Origin of the sequence: Mycobacterium sp. (assembly GCF_965229105.1) — a bacterium.
Classification (GTDB): Bacteria; Actinomycetota; Actinomycetes; order Mycobacteriales; family Mycobacteriaceae; genus Mycobacterium.
This window is the reverse complement of sequence record NZ_OZ245858.1, coordinates 6,494,114-6,514,252: the sequence shown is the minus strand read 5'-3', so window position 1 is coordinate 6,514,252 and position 20,139 is coordinate 6,494,114. Positions and strand designations below refer to the sequence as shown.

The following is a 20,139-nucleotide window of genomic DNA, read 5'->3' as shown; positions in this document are numbered from 1 at the left end:
AGTGAATGTGACGACGAAAATCGGCCCGGAAGCGTCGTGAGATTCCCCCTCGGCGGGGGATTCGATGGTCAGGACAGGGCGAGGTAGGCGCCCAGTGCGACCATCGTGACGGCAATGACACCGTCAAGGATTCGCCAGGTCAGTGATGCCGCGAAGAGTCCGCTGAGTCGGCGGGCGCCGAACCCCAGGCCGGTGAACCAGACGGTGCTGGCCGCCGCGGCGCCGATCCCGAAGAGCCACCGGCTATCGGCGTACTGGTTGGCCAGGGCGCCGAGCAACACCACCGTGTCCAGGTAGACGTGCGGGTTGAGGAAGGTCAGCGCCAGGCAGGTGGCGAGCACACCGGCCAGCCGCGCCGGTGCCGTCTCCGACGGATTCAGAGTGCTCGGTCGGATGGCCCGCCGTGCCGCGAGCAGGCCATAGCAGGTGAGAAACACCGCACCACCGATTTTGGCGACGGTGACGATATCGGGGTGGGTGGCGATGAGAGCGCCGAAGCCACCAATTCCCGCCGCTATCAACGCCATATCCGAGACCGTGCACACCGCGACCACCGGCAGGACGTGCTCACGCCGGATGCCCTGGCGCAGTACGAAGGCGTTTTGCGCGCCGATCGCGGCGATCAGGGTGAACGCGGTCAGGAAGCCGGTGCCGAAGACGATGAGCGATGGAGACATGGGAGCGACGTTAGGGTCCGCGCCGTGATCAGTACAGCTAAAGATTCGTTACCTGCATTAGAGATGCTAATCGTCGGTTGGAGAACGCTTCAGCGGGTAGCGCAGGCCGCCCCATGGTGGCGACTCTGTCAGAAAGCAGATCCCACCGATTCGCCGGAAAGCTCCGTCGCGCTACCGCGTGATGCGGCGCAACACCCCGAGGGCGCGCTCGATCGCCGGCGATCCCGTAGCGATCAGATGGGCCGCGATGAGGTCCACGCCCAGAGAGGGTTCGAGTTCTCGGTAGGTCACTCCGGCGACGTCGAGGTCGGCTGTCGGCGCGGGTACCACGGCCACCCCGAGACCGGCCGCTACCAGGGTGACCAGCGTCGAGGTCTCCGAGACTTCGTGGCGGACGAGTGGAGTGAAGCCGGCATCGGCACATACCGCGACGAGTAAGCCGCCCATCACCGATTGTCCCTGCCCGGTATGGGCGATGATGTCCTCGTCACGTAGATCACTGACGTGAAGTTGATCCTGTTGTGCAAGAGGATGTTCGGCGGGCAGCGCGGCAATCAATCGGTCGCGGCGCAGTACCTCAGATCCGATCAGGGCATTATCGACCGGTGGCCGCAGTAACCCGATGTCGATGTCGCCGGTGAGGAGCGCGTCGAGCTGAGCCGGTGCGAGCATCTCGCCACGAATGCTGATCTCGACATGGGGCAACTCATCGCGTAACGCGCGTACGAGGCGCGGTAGGACCGAGTACGTCGCCGACCCCACGCACCCGATGGTCAAGTGCCCTTCGACCCCCGCCGCGATGCGCCGTGCCTGCTCTCCGGCGTCGTCCACCGCGTCAAGGACTGCCACGGCCCGCTTGAGGTACGCCGTGCCCGCCGCCGTCAACTCGACCCGCCGGGTGCTTCTGGTCAAGAGGCTGACCTCAAGTTCGCGCTCCAACTGTCGAATCTGTTGGGACAGTGGCGGTTGCGCAATGTGCAGCTTCTCCGCTGCCCTGCCGAAGTGCAGTTCTTCGGCGACGGCACGGAAATACCGCAAGTGGCGAAGCTCCATGATTAGAATCTACTGCATATCAATAGTGCCTTTATAAGTATTTCTGTATATCGCCGAGGCCTCGTACGGTCGAGTGATGACCGATGTGGTGATCTGCAATCCGCTGCGTACACCGGTGGGACGGATGGGCGGAACATTGTCGACGCTGACGGCAGCCGACCTGGCGACGGTGACGCTGCGGGCTCTCGTCGAGAGGACCGGCCTTGGCGCGGGCGACGTCGACGATGTGGTGCTCGGCAACGGTTATCCCAACGGGGAAGCGCCCGCCATCGGGCGCATCGCCGCCTTGGACGCTGGGCTGGGAACTTCGGTGCCCGGCCTGCAGATCGACCGGCGGTGCGGTTCGGGCCTACAGGCGCTGCTCTACGCAGCGGGCCAGGTCGCGACCGGTGCGGCCAGTGTGATCGTGGCAGGCGGGGCGGAGTCGATGTCCACTGTGGAGCATTACGCACTGGGCCTGCGTTCCGGTGTGCGCCAGGGCGGTATTGCACTTCTGGATCGCCTCGATCGCGCGCGTGAAACTGCTGGGGGCAGTTTGTATCCCGTGGCGGGAGGGATGATCGAGACAGCGGAGAATGTGCGTCGTCACTACGGGATCTCGCGCGCGGAACAGGACGAGCTGTCGGTCCGGTCTCATCAGCGGGCGGTCGCTGCCCACGATGCGGGGCGCTTCGCTGCTGAATTGGTCCCGGTGACTGTCCACCCCAAGCGCGGTGAACCCGAGGTGGTCGTGCGTGACGAGCATCCCCGCGCCGATATCACCGTCGAGAAGCTGGCCGGCCTGCGGGCGATACGGAACACAGTGGATGCCGAGTCCACGGTCACTGCGGGCAATGCCTCGGGTCAAAATGACGGCGCTGCACTGTGTGTCGTCACCACCCGCGCCGGTGCCGATCGGCACGGGCTCACCCCGATGTTGGCGTTGAGGTCATGGGCGGTGACCGGATGCGCACCGGAGATGATGGGCATCGGTCCGGTCAGCGCCACTGCGGCCGCGTTGCAGCGCGCCGGGATCACGCTCGACGATATCGACCTCATCGAACTCAACGAGGCCTTCGCCGCGCAGGTGCTGGCCGTGCTGTCCGAGTGGAAGATCGACCCACTGGACGACCGCGTGAACCCGAATGGCTCTGGCATCTCCTTGGGCCATCCGATCGGAGCGACCGGTGCCCGCATTCTGGCCACCGCAGCCTACGAGGCGCGCCGGCGCGACGCCCGCTACGTCCTGGAAACCATGTGTATCGGCGGCGGCCAGGGCCTCGCTGCGGTCTTCGAGGTCGTCCGATGACCTTGAACAAAGTGGTCGGCACGGCCGCCGAGGCCGTCGCCGACATCCCCGACGGCGCCAGCCTGGCCGTCGGCGGATTCGGACTCGCGGGTATTCCCTGGTTCCTCATCGATGCGCTGCTGGAACAGGGCGCCGGCGAACTGACCATCGTCAGCAACAACTGCGGTATCGACGGTGCCGGGCTCGGGCTACTTCTCGAGGCACACCGGATCACCCGGGTGATCGCCTCATACGTTGGGGAGAACAAGGAATTCGCGCGGCAGTACCTGGCCGGAGAGTTGACGGTCGAGTTGACCCCGCAGGGCACGCTCGCCGAACGGCTGCGCGCCGGCGGAAGCGGGATCGGCGCGTTTTTCACCCCGACCGGTGTCGGCACCCTGGTCGCCGACGGCGGCCTGCCGTGGCGCTATCACGCCGACGGCACGGTGGCGCTGGCGTCACCGCCGAAGGAAGTGCGGACGTTCGGCGGTCGGCCGATGCTGCTGGAAGAGTCGATCGTCACCGACTACGCGCTGGTCCGTGCGGCGGTGGCTGACAGGGCGGGCAACTGCGTCTTCCATGCGGCCGCAAGGAACTTCAACCCGCCGGCGGCGATGGCGGGCCGGGTCACCATTGTGGAGGCGGAGCGGGTGGTCGATGTCGGTGAGCTGCATCCAGACCAGGTTCACCTGGCCGGCATCTTCGTTCAACGCGTCATCGAACTGACGCCGGAACAGGCTTCCCGCAAGAGTATTGAGAAGCGGACCACCCGACGCCGCACTGCAGAGAAGATGTCGTCATGAGCTGGAACCGTGACCAGATGGCCGCGCGTGCGGCCCTTGAACTTCGCGATGGTGACTACGTCAATCTCGGGATCGGGTTGCCGACCATGATTGCGGACCATCTGCCGACAGGATCGGAAGTCACGCTGCACGCCGAGAACGGCATCCTCGGCGTCGGACCGTTCCCCTACGACGACGAGGTCGACCCCGATCTGGTCAACGCGGGCAAACAGACAGTGTCGGTGATCCCCGGCGCGTCGTACTTCGACTCGTCGACCAGTTTCGCGATGATCCGCGGCGGGCACGTCGATGTGGCCGTCCTGGGCGGGATGCAGGTCGCGGCCAACGGCGATCTGGCCAATTGGATGGTGCCAGGTTCGATGGTCAAAGGTATGGGTGGCGCGATGGACCTCGTCAGCGGTGCCGAACGGGTCATCGTGCTGATGGATCACGTTTCGAAATCGGGTGCCGCCAAGCTGGTTTCCGCGTGCGACCTCCCGTTGACCGGTAAGGCAGTGGTCAGCAGGGTTATCACTGATTTGGGTGTGTTCGACGTGACCGGTGCCGGGTTCGCCGTCGTAGAACTGGCCAAGGGCGTGGAGTTTGTCGACGTGGTCGACAAGACCGCCGCCCCGGTGACCGACTAGTGCAGTGGGTTGACGCACCCGGTCACGCCTTTCCGGTGCGCTCCCGGTGTTTGCAACCCGGCCAACAGCACGGCCTGCGTTGGCCTTCCTCCAGCTCTTCCTGGGTGCGGCGAATACGGCGCTGACGGGTCGCATCCTGCTTGGCGTCGTCAACCCAACAGATGAACTCGTTGCGCGCCAGAGGTGTGATGTCTTTCCACGCCGCCAGCGCAGTGGTGTTGCCCAGCAGCGCCTCACGCAGGTCTGCCGGCAGCTGGTGCACCACCCCGCCCGGTATCTGTCCACCGCTCACCGACGCAGCGTAACCCGCGGGGCGGGCCAAAACAGGTAGCTGTTTGACGTGATCGAGGCTGGGTACCGCGTACTGAAGTGCACGTGCTCGCACGTCGCCCGGTTCATCAATGCAAAGGACGTCCATGAGCTCGCGCAAAACTTTCGTTCGTGCCCTGCATGACCCGGCGTGGGTAACACGCTTGCGCAACGGGCGGGTGGGTGAGCAACTATGAGCCTCTTTGACGCCATGAAGGAGACGCTGGGCAGTGTCGTCGGCAAGGCCAAGGACGAACACGTAGCCCGCCAGGAGAAATCCGAATCCGATATCACCGCCGATGCGGGTGTCGCCGGTTCACGAGCCAATGTGGACGACGAGGACGGTAGCTACGTCGGCCGGACCAATCCGCAGTTTGACGCCGAAGTGCAGGAGAGCGGTGCTGAGGCACGAGCCGAAGCCACCCGGGAGGACCACGACCTCCCGTAGCGGTACACCCCGTCAGCTGAAGACGATGGTGCGCGCTCCGTCGCGTAGCACTCGGTTTTGCAGATGGTAGGTCAAACCTCTTGCCAGTACTGTCTTTTCGATATTGCGACCGAGGCGCGCCATGTCCGTCGGCGAATCGGCGTGGTCGACGCGGATGACATCTTGATCGATGATCGGGCCTGCATCGAGCTCCGCGCTGACGTAATGGCAGGTGGCGCCGATGATCTTGACGCCGCGGGCGTAGGCCTGGTGGTAGGGCCGGGCTCCCCGGAATGACGGTAGGAACCCGTGGTGGATATTGATCAGCCGGCCCGCCCACGCATCGCATAGGTCGGCGGGAATGACCTGCATGTACCGCGCCAGCACGATCGCGTCCGGCTGGTGGGCGTCGACTTCCTCCCGGATGTCTTCGAACGCGGCCGTCTTTCCCGCCGGGTCCTTGGGTACCGGGATGAGCCGGAACGGGAGTCCGAACATCGATGCCACCGGCTCGAGGTCGGCATGGTTGCCGATGACCATGGCGATATCCGCGCTCAGCTCGCCGGAGTGCCATCGTGCCAACAGCTCGTAGAGGCAGTGCCCTTCTTTGGAAACTAGGACCACGACGGTTTTGCGGTCTGCGGTATCGGCGACTTGCCAGTGGTCGGCTTCCAGCTCGTCTGCCACGTCGCCAAACTGCCGCCGCAGTTGGTCAATACCAAGACACACCGAATCGGCGCGAATTTCTTGGCGGGTGAAGAACCGGCCCGATTCGTAGTCCGAATGGTAGGCAGCTTCGGTAATCCAGCCGCCGATATCAGCCAGGAACGTCGTGATGCGCGCAACGATGCCGGTGCGGTCAGGACAGCTGAGTGTCAGCACGAAGCGACGCTCTTCACCCATAGCTGGTCATCGTCTCAGACGATGTCGAAGTGGGTGGCGCCGCGTCCTCCCTGCGGGTCGTAGTCGAGGTAAATCGGCCCCAGTCCAAGCGCTGTTAATCTTTTGCAAATTTCATTAACCTAGCTAATGTGCAGCTCGACGGTTCCCAGCTCGCCGCGTTCGCCGCGGTCATCGAACTCGGCAGCTTCGACGCCGCCGCGGCTCGACTGCACGTCACTCCGTCGGCGATCAGTCAGCGCATCAAGGCATTGGAGCAGCGGGTCGGCCAGGTGCTGGTGGTCCGCGGAAAGCCCTGTGAGCCAACCTCTGCTGGTATCCCGGTGCTGCGACTGGCGGCGCAGATGGCGTTGTTGGAGGCGGAGGCTCTGACCGAAATCGGTGGTGACGGGTCTGATGAGCGCCGCAGGACGGCTCTGGCGGTCAATGCCGATTCGATGTCGACGTGGTTCACCGCGGTCTTCGGCCAACTGCCCGATGTGTTGTTCGATATCCGCATCGAGGATCAGGACCACTCGGCGCAACTCCTACGCGAAGGTGCGGTGATGGGTGCGGTCACCACCGAGCGCGCAGCAGTGCCGGGGTGCCGCGTGGAAGCGCTCGGAGTGATGCGCTACCTAGCCGTGGCCACGGCGGCCTTTGTGGACCGCTACCTGCCGCAAGGTTTCACCGCAGACGCTGTCGCGTCGGCACCGTCACTGGCCTGGAACCGAGCCGACGCACTGCAGGATATGTTGGTGCGCAAAGTATTTCGTCGACCGGTCGGCCGCCCCGTGCACTATGTGCCGACCGCTGAAGGGTACCGCGCCGCGGTGCTGGCGGGGCTGGGGTGGGCGATGTACCCGGAGGGATCGGTCGATCACTCGTTTACGCAGATCAGCGACCAATACCTCGACGTACCGCTGTATTGGCAATGCTGGAAATTGACCAGTCCGACGGTCGCGGCGGTTACCGATGCGGTGCGCTCGGCCGCCGAGGTTCACCTGCGCCGAATTCATTAGCTTACATAAGTAATGCACAGCCTCTACCTAACGCGCACGCGTACGTTCGAAGGCGAGGGTCGGTAGCCATCGAAGGCGTCGCTCTCGTTATTTTGCAACATCTTTGGAGGTTCGCATGAGTAGTTTGAAAGCCATCGCGACCGGAGCCGCCGTCGTCGGATCGCTCGGGCTGGCCGCCCTGGGACTCGGCTCAGGTATGGCGAACGCCGCGCCATCGCCCGCCGTTTCGGGAACCAGCTGGGCGCAGTGGGGCCCCGGTGGCCCGGGCCCCGGCGGTCCCGGCTGGAACAATGGACCCGGCTGGGGGCCACCACCACCGCCCGCCTATGGCGGCTACGGATACGGGGCCGGCTACGGCGCCCCGGTGAGCGCTTGCGTCAACGGACCGTTAGGCCTGCTGCACGTCTGCCTCTGACCGGTACTCGACCACATTGCCCGCCTCACGGGATCGACCCCGTGGGGCGGGTACCGGTGTCAACAAACCTGAGATAGTGAAACCTGTTTCGAGGTCCTCCGGACTGCTACCGTTGACCTATAACGACACATCACATGATGTATCGAGTTACTTGTGGCAAGGGGACAACAAATGACATTGACCAAGAGGCTGGCCGCCGGTTTGTGTGGTGTCGCATCCGCACTGGTCATGGGAAGCGGAATTGCCGCCGCCAGCCCCGACGCCAGCGCCATCGTGAATTCCACCTGTAGCTACCCGCAGGTGATGGCGGCGATGAACGCCGAGGATCCGGTGATGGCCGCCACGGTGAGCTCCAACATGATGGCCAACGCGTGGCTGCAGCAGCTCGTGGCGGCGCCACCGGCGCAACGCCAGGTGATGGTCAACCAGGCGCAACAGGTTCCGGCGGTACAGCAGTACAGCGGCTTGATCGCCCAGGTTGCGAACACCTGCAACAACTACTGACGCACTGAAAAAACCCACCTGCGAGCACAGTGCTCGCAGGTGGGTTTTTCTTGTTATCGCCAGATGCCGATCAGAGCAGGCCGAGTAGCTCCAGATCGCTGACGTACTTCACGATCACCGGTGCGCCGAGATGCGGAATATCCTTATCCGGCCCAATCTTGTTGTCCTGCACCGCCGCCCGGAAGTGATCTGCCGGCGCCAGCGACCCATTGATCGGGCGTTCGGGCTTCTGGTAGTTGTGGATCAGCGGAAGCAACGACGCCGCCCGTTGCTTCTCGGGCAGTGCGCGCAACGCGGTGTCGAACCGGCTCAACCACGCTGAGTACCCGGGCACCCGCACGATCGGGTGGCCGGCCTCGACCAGCCAGTCGACGAACGTGTCCATCCCGATGCCGTCGTCGTACGGGTTCATCACGTGGAAGGTCTCGAAGCCTCCAGAAGCGACCGTCACATTCACGCCGATGGTGGAAATTGCGTCCGCGATGAATTCCACGGGCAGCCCGTCGAAGTGCGCCCGCTGCCGGCCGCCGTCGGGGTCCAGTTCGTAGAACGACTCCGGAGCCACGCCGGTGGCGACCAGGCTGAGCATCATCCGGGTGAACATATCCGGCACATTGAGCTGCCCCGCGTACGAGGTGTCGGCCATGATCATGTCGCAGCGGAACACCGAGACCGGCAACCCGGCCAGGTCGTTCGCCTCACGCAGCAGGACCTCGCCTGCCCACTTGCTGTTGCCATAACCATTGGCGTAGGTGTCACCAACCTGGCGGGTGGGGCTCATCTGCCGGATATCGGTCTCCTCCACGAATCGGCCGGGCTCGATACCGTCGCCGACCCCGATCGTCGACACATAGACGAACGGTTTGATGCGACTGGTCAGGGCGATGCGGATGAGCTCAGCGGTGCCGACCGCGTTGGGGCCGAACAGCTGGCTGTAGGGCAGCACGTGGTTCACCAGTGCGGCGGGGTCGACGATGAGGTCGACGGTATCGGCCAGGCGCTGCCAGGTGGCTTGCTCCAGCCCCAGATCGGCCTCGCCCTTATCGCCGGCGAGCACTTCGAGATGATCGGCCGCGAGCGAGTGGTAGCGGGCCAGCAGCGTCGGATCGCCGCCATCGAACACCGCGTCCAGACGTGCGCGGGCGTCCGCGTCCGTCTTCGCCCGAACCAGGCAGATGACCTTGCCGTCGACCAGGTCCATCCGCTCCAACCACTGCAACGCGAGGTAGCGGCCCAAGAACCCGGTGGCCCCGGTCAACAGGACGGTGCGGACCTCACGGGCGGGTCCGGGCAGCCCGGCGGCCGCGGCGAGAGTTGCCGAGTCGATGAACTTGTCCAGCGTCAGGTCCCGCGCGTGCACCTCGGTCGCGTCACGACCGTGCACGGCATCATAGGTCGGACGCTTGGATCCGCCGGCCCGCGCAGCGTCGACGTAGGCCGCGATGGACGTGAGGTCGCTGGCCGGGCTGACGATCACCCCGACGGGCACGTCCACGTCGAAGATTTCGTGCAGAAGATTGGCGAATGTCAAGGCCGACAACGAATCTCCGCCCAGATCGGTGAACGCTGCATCAGGTGCCAGGTCGTCCGCGGCCGCACCGAGCAACGCACTGGCGGCCTTACCGATGGTTTCCAGCACCGGGCGTTGCGAGCCGTTCTGCCGCAAAGTGCGCAGCACATCGGCCTGACCGTCGGCCAGATCGACGTAGAGCTGCTCCAGGGCCGAACCGTAGTGCGCCTTGAGCTGCGGGCGGGCCAACTTCCGGATTCCCGTCAGCAGACCGTTCTCCAGGGTGAAGGGGGTGGTCTCGACAAGAAAATCCCGAGGAATCTCATACGACTGCAGCCCGGCTTCCTTGGCGATACTCTGCAGCGCCTCGGCGAGCACCGGTCTGACCGCTATCGCATCGCCGCCGACGCCGGCCAATGCATCGTCGGTCGGGACGATGACCGCAAGCAGATAGGAGCGGGCGCTGTTGCCATAGACGTAGATCTGCCGTATCGAGGGATGACCGCCAAAGGCTGCTTCCAGCTTGGATACTGTGACGAATTCACCCTGGGAGAGCTTCAGGACGTTATTGCGACGGTCCACATAGATGAGCTGATCGGGTCCGATCTCGGCGAACACATCGCCGGTGTGATACCAGCCGTCGGCGTCGAAGAGCTCGGCCGTGACTTCCGGGCGCTTGTAGTAACCGGGGATGACATCGGTTGACTTGACCCATAATTCGCCTCGGGGATGCGGTCGATCGGTATTGAAGTAGCCGAGCTCCGGCACGTCGACCAGTTTGTAATCGAGCAGCGGTGGGCGGCGGATCTGGTCATCGACCAGGACGACGCCGTCCTCGGTGGAGCCGTAGCCGTTGATCAGGTGGATATCGAGGAATTCCTCCACCCAGGCACGCAATTCGGGGGAGATCGGCGCGGACCCCGTCATCGCCGAAAATTGGCGTCCGCCAATGAGATTCGCGCGTCGCTGCGCCATCACCTCGATCTCGACCTCGGCCCGCTCAGCGCCCGTCGCCACCACCTTGCGGTCTACTTCACCCTGTACTTCCTGAAACAGCATCTCCCAGATCCGCGGGACCAGATCGAGTTTCGTCGGCCGTACTAGCGCGAGGTCGTCAAGCAGCGTAGATAGATCGCTCTTCGCGGCGAAGTAGGCGGTCCCGCCCACTCCCAATGTCGAGTACAGAATCACGCGACCCATCACGTGGCTGACCGGCATGAAGCTCAGGGTGATCGCAGGCAGCTTGCCTTCGCTATCCCACTCGGGGCGGAACCATCCGCGCCAGCAGTTGGCCATCAGGCGGTCGGTATACATCGCGCCCTTGGGAGTGCCGGTGCTGCCGGAGGTATAGATCAACAGGCGCAGCGCGTCTCGATCACCGCGTGGGATGTCAGGACCGTCGCTGTGCTGGGCGCCCAGCGCGATGACGTCATCGAGTGCTTCGACGCTGACGTTCAGTTCGGCAAGGCGCGCGGTGGCGGCTTCGAAGGCCTCGCGGTGATCGTCGACCTCGGGGTGATAGTCGAACACCACCAGACGGCTGGGGGCGTGCGCGGTGAGCGCGAGTTCGACGGCGTCCGCGAGGTGGTCGACGCTGGACAGGATCGCGACGGGTTCGGTCTCGGTCAGGATCGGTTGCAGTTGTGGCACAGGCGCGCTTGTCTGCAGCGGAACCGCGACGGCACCGGTCAGGGACAAGGCCATGTCGACGATCGCGTAGTCGGCGCTGGTGAAGCCGAGCGTGGCGACGCGGTCACCGGGCACTACGGGGTGGCCTGCCAGGGCGTCGGCCAGTGCGCGCACCTTGGCCCAGGTCTCTCGATAGGTCAGGGTGTCGAACCGCGGTTGCAACTGCTCGACCGTGCGGCCGGAGGCATCGGTGACGAACTCGATAGCGCGCTGCCCGAGGGCGGGCCGGTCTGCGTAACCGTTCATGACGGTGCGGATCACATCGGACAGCACGATATCGGGTCCGTCGATGGCGGCGGCGATTGCTGGATCAGGCTGGGCGGCAATGAGTTGGGCATCGCCAGAGGTCAACTTGTCGAAACGACGGTAGAGCCGCGCTTCGCGGCCGGTGGTGGGGACTGGCCTAGAAAAATCCGTAGCCACAGCATTCTCCTCAAATATCTCAATATTCAGTTCGTCGGCGGCGTAGTAGGTGGCGCCCACCCCAGAAAACTACGTAAGCAAAACTAAATATTCCTGGGAGTTTGCTGTCAGTGGAGCCGTTGTCCACCGTCGCCAGTCAGGGTGCGCAGGTCGCAGCCATGGTCCCGAGCCGGGCAGTGACCACTGTCACGACCTGCGGCGGTTTTTGAACGACTAGTACGGTGGTGAGATGGCCCGACCGCGTAAATTCGCCGAGGAGGATGTGGTTGCGGCTGCCCGCGATCAGTTCTGGTCCGCCGGCTATGCGGGTACCTCGCTTGATGATCTGACCCAGGTCACGGGTCTGGGCCGGGGGAGCCTGTACGGCGCTTTCGGCGATAAGCATGATCTTTTCCTGCGCGCGCTCGATGACTATCGCGGCAACGTGATGGCCGGCATCATCGCGGATCTACATGTTGCCGGCGCCACCGGTTACCAGCGCCTCATCGGCCATATCCGCAAGATGGCGACTGCCACCGCGGCGCAGGCGAGCCGCGGCTGCCTGATGGCCAAGAGTGCGGCCGAACTGGGCTCCACCGACAAGGACGTCCTGCTCCGGGTCAAGCGCGCCATGACGCAGTACCAGTCGGAGTTGCGTTCGACGATCGAGGCGGCCCAACGCGACGGCGATATCGATCCCAGCGCCGATCCCGAGGAGTTGGCTCTGTTGGTCCTCACCTTCCTGCGCGGGTCCGAAGCGTTGCGAAAATCCGGATTCAGCACTGCCAGAATGCGATCCGGTGCTGAGCAGTTCATCGCACTGCTGCCGCGCCCAACCGCCATCTGACCGCGCGAACCGACAGCGGCAAATCCCGCGCAATCTCGGTGGTACCGCGAGGACACCGCGAAGTAACGCAGCACTGTTTGCCTTATCCCCATGACTGACAAGTTCCATCTGGGGTGGTTCCTGAACTTCGTCGCCGACGAGTGGAATGGCAACTGGGGTGACGGCGGGCGTGACTTCACCGGCGACTTCTACGTCGACATAGCCCGTGACTTCGAGCGCGCCAAGTTCGATTACATCCTCATCGAGGACAAGCTGATGGTCTCGACCGCTTTCGGCGGCACGATGGAGCATGACCTCAAGCACGGAATCAATCCCAAACACGACCCGGTGCCGTTGGCCGTGTTGATCGCCGCCGCCACCAAAAATATCGGCGTCATCCCGACGATGTCGACCAGCTTCTACCCGCCGTTCATGCTGGCCCGGTTGTGCAGCACCATTGACCACATCGCCAGGGGCAGGTTCGGCTGGAACGTGGTGACCTCCGGCGAAGACCGCTCGGCGCAGAACTTCGGTATGGACAAGCTCTATGAGCACGACGAGCGCTACGCGATGGCCAGCGAGTACATGGAGGTGGTCAGCAAGCTCTGGGAATCCTGGGAGCCCGACGCCATCGAGCGCGATTACGAGACCGGGACGTACGCAAATTACAAGAAGGTCAACACGATTGACTTCGAAGGCAAGTATTACAAGTCCCGCGGCCCGCTGAACACCGCGCCGTCGCCGCAGTACCGACCCACCATCGCCCAGGCCGGCGCCTCGCCCCCGGGACGTGAACTGGCCGCGCAGCACGCCGACACCATCGTCGCTCCGTCCAGTGGTGCCGAGGCGATGAAGGCCTACCGCGATGACATCCACGAGCGGATGAAGGCCAACGGTCGCGATCCATCCGAGTGCAAGGTGCTGTATCTGGTGTCGCCGATCGTGGCCGATACCCACGAGGAGGCCCTGGCCAAACGGGACCGCTGGTTCAGCACCGACTCCTATATCGAGTACATGCTGGCCGAGATCTCATCGATCACCGAAATCGACTTCTCCCAATTCGATCTCGACAAGCCGGTTCCGCCGGTGACGACCAACGGCGAGCGGGGCTCCCTGAATGCGTTCCTCTCCGGAAGTGAAGGAAAAACGTTGCGGGAGATCGTGACCGGCAACGGGCTGTCCGGCAAGATTCCGCTGGTCGGCACCCCGGCCGAGGTGGCCAAGGAGATGGGCGATCTGATGGAAGAGGTTGGTGGTGACGGCTTCCTGATCACCAGCCCGGTGATGCGGCTCAACCGCCGCTACGTCACCGAGATCACCGACGGCCTGATCCCCGAACTGCAGAAGCTGGGCCTGACCCGCACCGAGTACACGGCCACCACGTTGCGAGACACGTTGCGCGAGTTCTGATCATGACAGTCATCGGTACCCGGTGCCTGCCACTGGACGCCGGGGCTGGCGCGTTCTCATCGGTCGACGTCGCCGTCGAAGCGTTGCGCAATGGCGACATGGCGATTGTGGTGGATGCCGAAAACCCCGATGACGACGGCGATCTCATGCTGGCCGCCGCCCATGTCACGCCTGCGCGGTTGGCGTTCATGATGCGCCACACCGGTGGCATCCTCTGCGTCCCGATGCCGGCGGCCGACCTCGACCGGCTGCATCTTCCGCCCATGGTCGCGATCAGCGAGGACCCGCGAGGCGTCGGGTACACGGTGTCGGTAAATGCCAGGACCGGCATCACTACCGGTATCTCCGCGACGGACCGGGCCAGGACCATCTCACTGCTGACCAGCCCGGACACCCAACCGGCCGACCTGAGCAGGCCCGGCCATGTCTTTCCGCTGCGCGCCGTCGAGGGTGGTGTGCTGCGCAGGGCCGGTCACACCGAGGCCGCCGTCGATATGGTGCAGATGGCGGGCTTGCCGCCCGTCGCGGTGATCGGTGAGGTGGTCGACGACGACGGTGCCGTTGCCAGGGGCGATCGACTGCACACCTTCGCCGCCGCCCATGGGGTGCCGATCGTGACGATGGCCGAGCTGATCGCGTACCGGCGTCGCACGGAGCGTCTGGTGGAATTCAAGGCCTGCAGCCGGCTACCCACACGGCACGGGGTGTTCCGCGCGCATGGATTTCGGTCAGTGCTCGACGATCATGAACATATCGCGCTGGTGATGGGCGACATATCGGGTTCGGACACCTCACCCACGCTGGTCCGGGTGCACTCGGAGTGCTTGATGGGCAACGTATTTGGCTCAGGGCTATGTGACTGCAGTGCCAAAATGGACGGTGCGTTGGAGATGATTGCCGACGAGGGCCGTGGTGTCGTCGTCTATCTGCGCGGGCACGAGGGTCGCTGCGGTGGATTGCTTCCGATGCCCGCGTTGAGCGTGGGGCAGGCCAGGCCCGCCGACCGACGTGACTATGGGGTCGGCGCGCAGATCCTCGCCGATCTCGGGGTACGGCGGATGCGGCTGTTGACCGACAACCCGGTGAAGCGCATCGGGTTGGAGGCCTACGGTCTGGAAGTTACTGCAACAGAGCGGCTGCAGGCCGGGCGCGACTCAGACTGATGCGCTGGTTCCTGCCCCTGATGGCGGCCGGTGGAGTGGCGATGAGCCTCACCGCACCATTGGAAGTCGTCTTCGCCCGAGAGTTCTGGCACACCGGTCTGTTCATCGGCGTCTTCATGCTGACCGCATCCATGGGCGTGATCATCGTCGACGTGTTCGGTACCAGATTCATCCCAGGACTCGACGCCAGGGTCACGCTCACCGTCGGACTGGTCTTGTTCGGGGTGGCCTGTATCGGCATCGGATTGGCAACCGGCGGCGTTGCGCTGATGGCATCGCGCATCCTGCAGGGCATCGGTGGGGGTGTGGTGCTCGGCGCAGGATTACAGGCCGCGGTGCGGGTCCGGCCGATCCAGGCAGGTGCAGATCACGGGGTGGCCCGATCGGTGGGCCGGTTCAATGCCGCCTTCCTGTTCGGGGGTGCGATCGGCTCACCAGGAGGGCTTCTGGTTGCGGGGTTCATCGACGGCCGGCTCGGGTATCAGGCAGCGTTTGTCGGCACGGGTGTGCTGGCCTTGCTCATCGCCGTAACCCTGGCTGTCGCACTGCCGAGATTGGCTGCCCCGCTGGGAATTCCGCCGGCCCGGATCGGCCTACCACTTTTCGACAAGACCACCGGCGGCCGCGCGGCACTGGTGCTGGCGATGAGCGGCGATTTCCTGCGCGGCGGCGTGCTCTTCACCGCGCTGCCGCTGGCAGGTGCTGCCCTGGAGTACTCCAATCTGACGATCTCGGTGGCCATCGCATTGATGTCCGGGGTGGAGATCATCGTGTTGTTGATCGCCTACCGCTCTGTCCGTCCCGACGGGGTGGTCGCCATCTTGATCGGCTCGTTCGCGCTGGGCATGGTGTGTGCGGCGCTGCTGGCATTCATACCGGGCCAGACGACGTATCTGCTGGCGTCGGCTCTGTTCGGCGTGAGTCTGGCCGGGGCGACGGTGAGCCTGCCGGTGCTCGTCGTGGCTCAGGTCGGTGAATCCTCCGCCGGATTGGCAAAATTCCGGATTTCGGCAGGGATTGGGATGCTGGTGGGGTCGGTCGGCTGCGCAGTTCTGGGAGCTCAGGCCGGTGTTGCCGTCCTCTTCGGTCTCATCGCCGCCGTACTGTTAGCCAGCGCACAGTTGGCGCGGGTGGTCGGGCGCCGTCTGACGCCAACGTAACTCAGCCGAATCACCTTGGCTCGAATGCGTTAACAAATGTCTGATCAAATAATCGCGGGGTACGGAAGGATTCGAACCGTGTCGATAGATGACCGCGCATTACACAGTGGCTGGTCCGTCCGCGCCAGCCCGAACGCACCAGTGCGGCCGGAAGTGGTCTACCAGCGCCAGCGGCCGAGGCCCGACCGGCTGAACAACTCGGCTCGCCGAACCTATGACCTTCTTCGATCGACCCTGGTCAGCACCGGCCGCAGCGTATGCCTTGGCGAGCGCGAGCTCACCGACGCGATGTCGGCCAGCCGCAACACCGTCAGGGCCGTGCTGCAACAGCTGGCGCGGGAGGGCATGGTGACCCGCGAGCCCAAGAACGGAACGCGCGCCACCGGCTCGATACTGCTGCGCATCGACGAACTGAACACCCTCGACCAGTTCACCAGCGAGCCGTCCAACCAGATCGAGGTGCGCGCTCTCGAATGCCGCTGGCTGGGCTGCCCGCCGATGGTGCGGGACCGCCTGCGACTGTCTGCCGGGTGGAATGTGCTGATGATCGAGAGTCTGGTATTGCAGGATCAGCTCCCGCTGGGTCTGACCGTCAATTACATTGCGGTGGAAGAGGATCAGCCGGAGTTCGTCGTCGAGGATGCCGATGTCCTGCTCATTCTTGAGCGACAACTGGGCGTCCGGATCGGGGCCAGCAGCACCACCGTCGGCGCGGTCGCTGCTGACGAGCAGAGCGCTCAACTACTCGATGTCGAGGTCGGCGCCCCGATGGTCTGGCTCGAAGATGTCATCGAAGACGATGGCGGCCAGCCCAGGGCGTTATCCCAGCTCAGGCTGCGTGGTGATCGAGTTGCCTTCTCGGCTACCGCTTACCGGCACAGCGCGTGAAGCCTCGGGAGTGCCCACGGTCCGCGTCAGGTCTCGGCTGAGGAACGCGGTAACCGCGAGGACCACCAGCCCGGCCAGGGCAGACACCAGCATCGCGCGCTGAGGACCGAGCAGACTCGACATCACGCCGAGGATGACCATGCCGGCGGGTAGCGCCAAACCGATGGTGGTGGAGACCAATCCGAGCGCATCCGCACGTTCGTGCGGGGCCACGGCCTCGACCGGCAACGTCGCCTGGCCTGAGCCGAAGTATGCCTGTCCGATCCCCGCCACGCCGAGGGCGAGCAGCGCGACGATCACCAATGGGGCGTAGGCGAGCACCGCAAGGCCACACAGGCACAACGCCACTCCGGCCGCGTACGCGTAGAACGGGTGCCGCGTCGGCCGTACCACCAACACGCCGGCCACCGCGAGCTGCACGATGCCTGCCGCCGAGCCGATCACGCCTGCCATCAGGGCGTCCGCCCCGAGGCGTTTGGCGATGACGGGTACCAGCGGCGTGAAAGCGAAGTAGAAGAGATTGCAGATCAGGGTCACCAGCAGGATGACCGCCAGGGCCCGCGAGCGCCGCAACAGGTGCCAGTCGGTTTTCCGACCCCCGCCCACCACCGCCTCTGGGATGATCGGCAGCAGCCCCGGTGGCATGTGCCGCGTCGAGAACCACAGCAGTGGAGCCGAGCACGCCAGCAGCACAGCGGGAACGGCGAAGGCCACGCCAAGACCGAACGCTTGAATGGTGACCCCGCCGATCAGCGGGCCCAGCATCATCGCGCTGGCTTGCGCGGTGACCTCGGTGTTCAGCACCCGGGTCGAGCGCAGTGGCCCACTCATCTGGAACAGCAGTTCGCGCTGGGTGGTCATGTTCACCATGCCGCCGAAACCGTACGCCAGCATGAACGGGTAGACCATCCAGGTCTGCACCACGCCGCTGCCGACGAGCACTGCCATCAGTACCGAAATGGGTAGCAGGACAAGCTCGGTGCGCAGTACCAGGTGCGGTTTGTTGCGGTGCGAGGCGTTGCGCGCCGAGAAGTAGGCGCCCAGCAGCATCGGTGCGAACATGCCGACGCCGACGAACTGATTCGCGATGGGTGGGGCGCCGAGATGGGTGACCAGGTAGGTCCCCAGGAACAACCCATCCCATCGGGTCAGGTGCCACATCCACGAACTGATCAGCAACCATGGCAGCGAACCACCATGTGTGACGGGAACTTTCGTCAGAGTGCGACCCTCGGATCGGCCACCGACTGCAGGGCGTCTACCACGATATTGGTCACGACATAGAGTACCCCGACCACCAGCGTGACCCCGGCGATCGCATTGAAGTCGGCCTTGTCGATGGCCTTGGCGATGTACAGCCCGATACCGGGTCGGGCGAAGATCAGCTCGACCAGAATGCAGTTGCCGATCATCACCGCGAGCTGTAGGCCCATCAAGGCCAGCACCGGACCCAGGGAGTTACGGGCGGTGTGCATGAACAGAATCCGCTTCTCGCCCATGCCTTTCGCGCGGAAGGTCCGGATATGGTCGCTGTGCATCGTCGTCTCGAGACTGCTGCGCAGCACCCGGCCCACCGCCACCGCGGGTGTCAGCGCCAGGCAGAACGCCGGCAGGACCAGGTGGTACAAGTCGTCGAAAAAGAGCTCGGGACGCCCGGCCAGGATGCTGTCGATCAGCAGGAAATGCGTTGGTCCCGTCGGGGCGTCGTAGTAGGCGGTGGTGCCGGTGACCGGCAGGATGTTCAGATACCGGTAGAACACCAGCATCCCCAGCAGGCAGGCCAGGAAGACCGGCACCGACGCGCCGGAGATCATCACCACGCGAAGCACTCCCGATCCCCGCCAGCCCTGGGCCGTCGCCAGGCCGAGGAGGGCACCGATCAGAACGGTGAAAATCATTGCGACGAAAAGTAATTCCAAGGTGACCGGAAGGAACGTCGCGATATCGGAGACCACCGGTGTGCGGGTCAGGCTGGATTGGCCGAGATCACCCTGGACCGCGTTGACCAAATAGTGCACGAATTGCATCGGTAGCGGCTGGTCATACCCGAGCTGATGCCGCGCGGCGGCGTACACCTCGGGCGACGCTTTCGCGCCGACCAGCGCAGCCACCGGGTCGACCGGTGCCACCTGTTGCAGGGTGAACACCGCGATGACCAGGACCAGCAGTACCGGGATCGCGCCGAGCAGACGCCGGGGCAGGACGGTCAGCATCAACGGTCCCGGATCCGGTCGCGGATCGCATCGCCGGCGAAGTTGGCGACGATCGCGATGATGGCCACGGCCAGCGCAGGCATGATCGGGATCCACCAGGCGCTGAAGATGTAGGTGATGCCCTGGGCGCTCATCGACCCCAGTTCGGGTGCGGGTTGTGGGGCGCCGAGACCGAGGAACGACAGGCTGGACAGCATCAACACCAGGGCGGCGATATCCAGACTCGCGGTCACGATCGTCACCGGCACCGCCCCAGGCAGCAGGTGTCGTCGCAGCAACCGCCACCAACTCACGCCGCCGACCCGCGCTGCTTCCATATGCGGAGAGGCCCGCAGTTTTCGTACCTCTGAGCGGACGATGCGGGTGTACAGCGGCCACCAGACGATCGCGACACCGATCAGTGTGTGCGTGTAGGACCGGCCCAGCGCCGCCACCACGGCCAGTGCCAGGATCGGGCCGGGCAGCGCGAGGAACGCGTCGGTCATCCGCATCAGGACGGCGTCGAACCAGCCGCCGGCCGCCCCGGCGATCAGTCCGATCAGCCCACCGAACACCACGGAGAATGCGACCACAGCCAGTGCGCCGAACCAGCTGGTCTGCGTACCACACAGGACCCGGGACAAGATGTCGCGCCCGACGGTGTCGGTACCGAGCAGATTCGCCGCACCGGGCGCAGTCATCGGCTTGCCGACCGCGATGAGGGGGTCGAAGGGGGCGATCTGCTTGGCGAAGATCGCGACGAAGAACATCAGCCCCAGCGCGCCGAACGCGATGTAACTGGCCACCGACGTGCCCTGAAAGTACTGCCGGGTCGCCAGACCCATTCGACTGCGGTACCGCACCATGGGTGTCGGCACGTAATACTCTGCGATTGCCATTGCCGCTCCTGGGGTCTC

At 64.6% G+C, this 20,139-nt stretch carries 20 protein-coding genes; 12 read left to right on the top strand and 8 right to left on the bottom strand.

The genetic code is table 11. The features are described 5' to 3' along the window. Window positions 1-68: 68 nt before the first annotated feature. Complete coding sequence (gene lysE, locus ADBZ9O_RS30750; RefSeq protein WP_526527295.1) at window positions 69-677, bottom strand: L-lysine exporter; 609 nt, start codon at window positions 675-677, stop codon at window positions 69-71. 171 nt (window positions 678-848) lie between these two features. Then, window positions 849-1,730 carry a LysR family substrate-binding domain-containing protein gene (locus ADBZ9O_RS30745; RefSeq protein ID WP_526527294.1) on the bottom strand — a complete coding sequence of 294 codons (882 nt, stop codon included), beginning with the start codon at window positions 1,728-1,730 and terminating at the stop codon, window positions 849-851. Window positions 1,731-1,806: 76 nt separating this feature from the next. Between ADBZ9O_RS30745 and ADBZ9O_RS30740 the strand changes: the two genes are divergently transcribed. Genes ADBZ9O_RS30740 through ADBZ9O_RS30730 form a run of 3 tightly spaced genes read left to right on the top strand, consistent with a single transcriptional unit; the run spans window position 1,807 to window position 4,426 of the window. Further along, window positions 1,807-3,018, top strand: coding sequence for a thiolase family protein (locus tag ADBZ9O_RS30740; RefSeq protein ID WP_526527293.1), 1,212 nt, complete (start codon window positions 1,807-1,809; stop codon window positions 3,016-3,018). Next, a complete protein-coding gene (locus tag ADBZ9O_RS30735) occupies window positions 3,015-3,800 on the top strand; it encodes a CoA transferase subunit A (RefSeq protein ID WP_526527292.1) in 786 nt (261 codons plus the stop codon). Before ADBZ9O_RS30740 ends, ADBZ9O_RS30735 begins: the two co-directional genes overlap by 4 nt. Next, entirely contained in the window at window positions 3,797-4,426 is a 630-nt protein-coding gene (locus tag ADBZ9O_RS30730; RefSeq protein WP_526527291.1) for a 3-oxoacid CoA-transferase subunit B, read from the top strand. Before ADBZ9O_RS30735 ends, ADBZ9O_RS30730 begins: the two co-directional genes overlap by 4 nt. A 22-nt stretch (window positions 4,427-4,448) precedes the next feature. Here the strand turns inward: ADBZ9O_RS30730 and ADBZ9O_RS30725 are convergent, their stop codons facing one another. After that, window positions 4,449-4,718 (bottom strand): YdeI/OmpD-associated family protein, encoded by a 270-nt coding sequence (locus ADBZ9O_RS30725; protein ID WP_526527290.1) that lies wholly within the window; start codon window positions 4,716-4,718, stop codon window positions 4,449-4,451. Between the two features lie 210 nt (window positions 4,719-4,928). Between ADBZ9O_RS30725 and ADBZ9O_RS30720 the strand changes: the two genes are divergently transcribed. After that, window positions 4,929-5,183: a hypothetical protein gene (locus tag ADBZ9O_RS30720; RefSeq protein ID WP_526527289.1), complete on the top strand. Its 255-nt coding sequence runs from the start codon at window positions 4,929-4,931 to the stop codon at window positions 5,181-5,183. Between the two features lie 12 nt (window positions 5,184-5,195). On the opposite strand, the gene purU is transcribed toward ADBZ9O_RS30720, so the two are convergent. Then, window positions 5,196-6,065, bottom strand: coding sequence for a formyltetrahydrofolate deformylase (gene purU / locus ADBZ9O_RS30715; protein ID WP_526527288.1), 870 nt, complete (start codon window positions 6,063-6,065; stop codon window positions 5,196-5,198). Between the two features lie 128 nt (window positions 6,066-6,193). Here purU and ADBZ9O_RS30710 point away from each other — a divergent pair, with 128 nt between their 5' ends. The 3 genes from ADBZ9O_RS30710 (at window position 6,194) to ADBZ9O_RS30700 (ending at window position 7,982) form a co-directional block, all read left to right on the top strand. Then, a complete protein-coding gene (locus ADBZ9O_RS30710) occupies window positions 6,194-7,063 on the top strand; it encodes an ArgP/LysG family DNA-binding transcriptional regulator (protein ID WP_526527287.1) in 870 nt (289 codons plus the stop codon). A gap of 115 nt (window positions 7,064-7,178) precedes the next feature. Beyond that, a complete protein-coding gene (locus ADBZ9O_RS30705; RefSeq protein ID WP_526527286.1) occupies window positions 7,179-7,478 on the top strand; it encodes a hypothetical protein in 300 nt (99 codons plus the stop codon). A 171-nt stretch (window positions 7,479-7,649) separates the two neighbouring features. Beyond that, window positions 7,650-7,982 (top strand): hemophore-related protein, encoded by a 333-nt coding sequence (locus tag ADBZ9O_RS30700; RefSeq protein WP_526527285.1) that lies wholly within the window; start codon window positions 7,650-7,652, stop codon window positions 7,980-7,982. Window positions 7,983-8,052: 70 nt separating this feature from the next. Here the strand turns inward: ADBZ9O_RS30700 and car are convergent, their stop codons facing one another. After that, complete coding sequence (gene car, locus ADBZ9O_RS30695; protein WP_526533682.1) at window positions 8,053-11,604, bottom strand: carboxylic acid reductase; 3,552 nt, start codon at window positions 11,602-11,604, stop codon at window positions 8,053-8,055. A 229-nt stretch (window positions 11,605-11,833) separates the two neighbouring features. Here car and ADBZ9O_RS30690 point away from each other — a divergent pair, with 229 nt between their 5' ends. The 5 genes from ADBZ9O_RS30690 (at window position 11,834) to ADBZ9O_RS30670 (ending at window position 17,030) form a co-directional block, all read left to right on the top strand. Next, entirely contained in the window at window positions 11,834-12,430 is a 597-nt protein-coding gene (locus ADBZ9O_RS30690) for a TetR/AcrR family transcriptional regulator (protein ID WP_526527284.1), read from the top strand. A gap of 90 nt (window positions 12,431-12,520) precedes the next feature. Further along, a complete protein-coding gene (locus ADBZ9O_RS30685) occupies window positions 12,521-13,819 on the top strand; it encodes an NtaA/DmoA family FMN-dependent monooxygenase (RefSeq protein WP_526527283.1) in 1,299 nt (432 codons plus the stop codon). A gap of 2 nt (window positions 13,820-13,821) precedes the next feature. After that, a complete protein-coding gene (gene ribB, locus ADBZ9O_RS30680) occupies window positions 13,822-14,982 on the top strand; it encodes a 3,4-dihydroxy-2-butanone-4-phosphate synthase (RefSeq protein WP_526527282.1) in 1,161 nt (386 codons plus the stop codon). 41 nt (window positions 14,983-15,023) lie between these two features. Then, window positions 15,024-16,142 (top strand): MFS transporter, encoded by a 1,119-nt coding sequence (locus tag ADBZ9O_RS30675; RefSeq protein ID WP_526527281.1) that lies wholly within the window; start codon window positions 15,024-15,026, stop codon window positions 16,140-16,142. A 78-nt stretch (window positions 16,143-16,220) separates the two neighbouring features. Beyond that, the gene (locus tag ADBZ9O_RS30670; RefSeq protein ID WP_526527280.1) at window positions 16,221-17,030 is read left to right on the top strand and encodes a GntR family transcriptional regulator; all 810 of its coding nucleotides are present in this window, start codon (window positions 16,221-16,223) and stop codon (window positions 17,028-17,030) included. Here ADBZ9O_RS30670 and ADBZ9O_RS30665 read toward each other — a convergent pair. The 3 genes from ADBZ9O_RS30665 to ADBZ9O_RS30655 are packed head-to-tail and all read right to left on the bottom strand — an operon-like array spanning window position 16,962 to window position 20,121. Next, window positions 16,962-18,209 carry an MFS transporter gene (locus ADBZ9O_RS30665; protein ID WP_526527279.1) on the bottom strand — a complete coding sequence of 416 codons (1,248 nt, stop codon included), beginning with the start codon at window positions 18,207-18,209 and terminating at the stop codon, window positions 16,962-16,964. The genes ADBZ9O_RS30670 and ADBZ9O_RS30665 overlap by 69 nt on opposite strands. A 38-nt stretch (window positions 18,210-18,247) precedes the next feature. Beyond that, window positions 18,248-19,243: an ABC transporter permease gene (locus ADBZ9O_RS30660; RefSeq protein WP_526527278.1), complete on the bottom strand. Its 996-nt coding sequence runs from the start codon at window positions 19,241-19,243 to the stop codon at window positions 18,248-18,250. Further along, window positions 19,243-20,121 carry an ABC transporter permease gene (locus tag ADBZ9O_RS30655; RefSeq protein ID WP_526527277.1) on the bottom strand — a complete coding sequence of 293 codons (879 nt, stop codon included), beginning with the start codon at window positions 20,119-20,121 and terminating at the stop codon, window positions 19,243-19,245. Before ADBZ9O_RS30655 ends, ADBZ9O_RS30660 begins: the two co-directional genes overlap by 1 nt. Window positions 20,122-20,139: the final 18 nt, after the last annotated feature.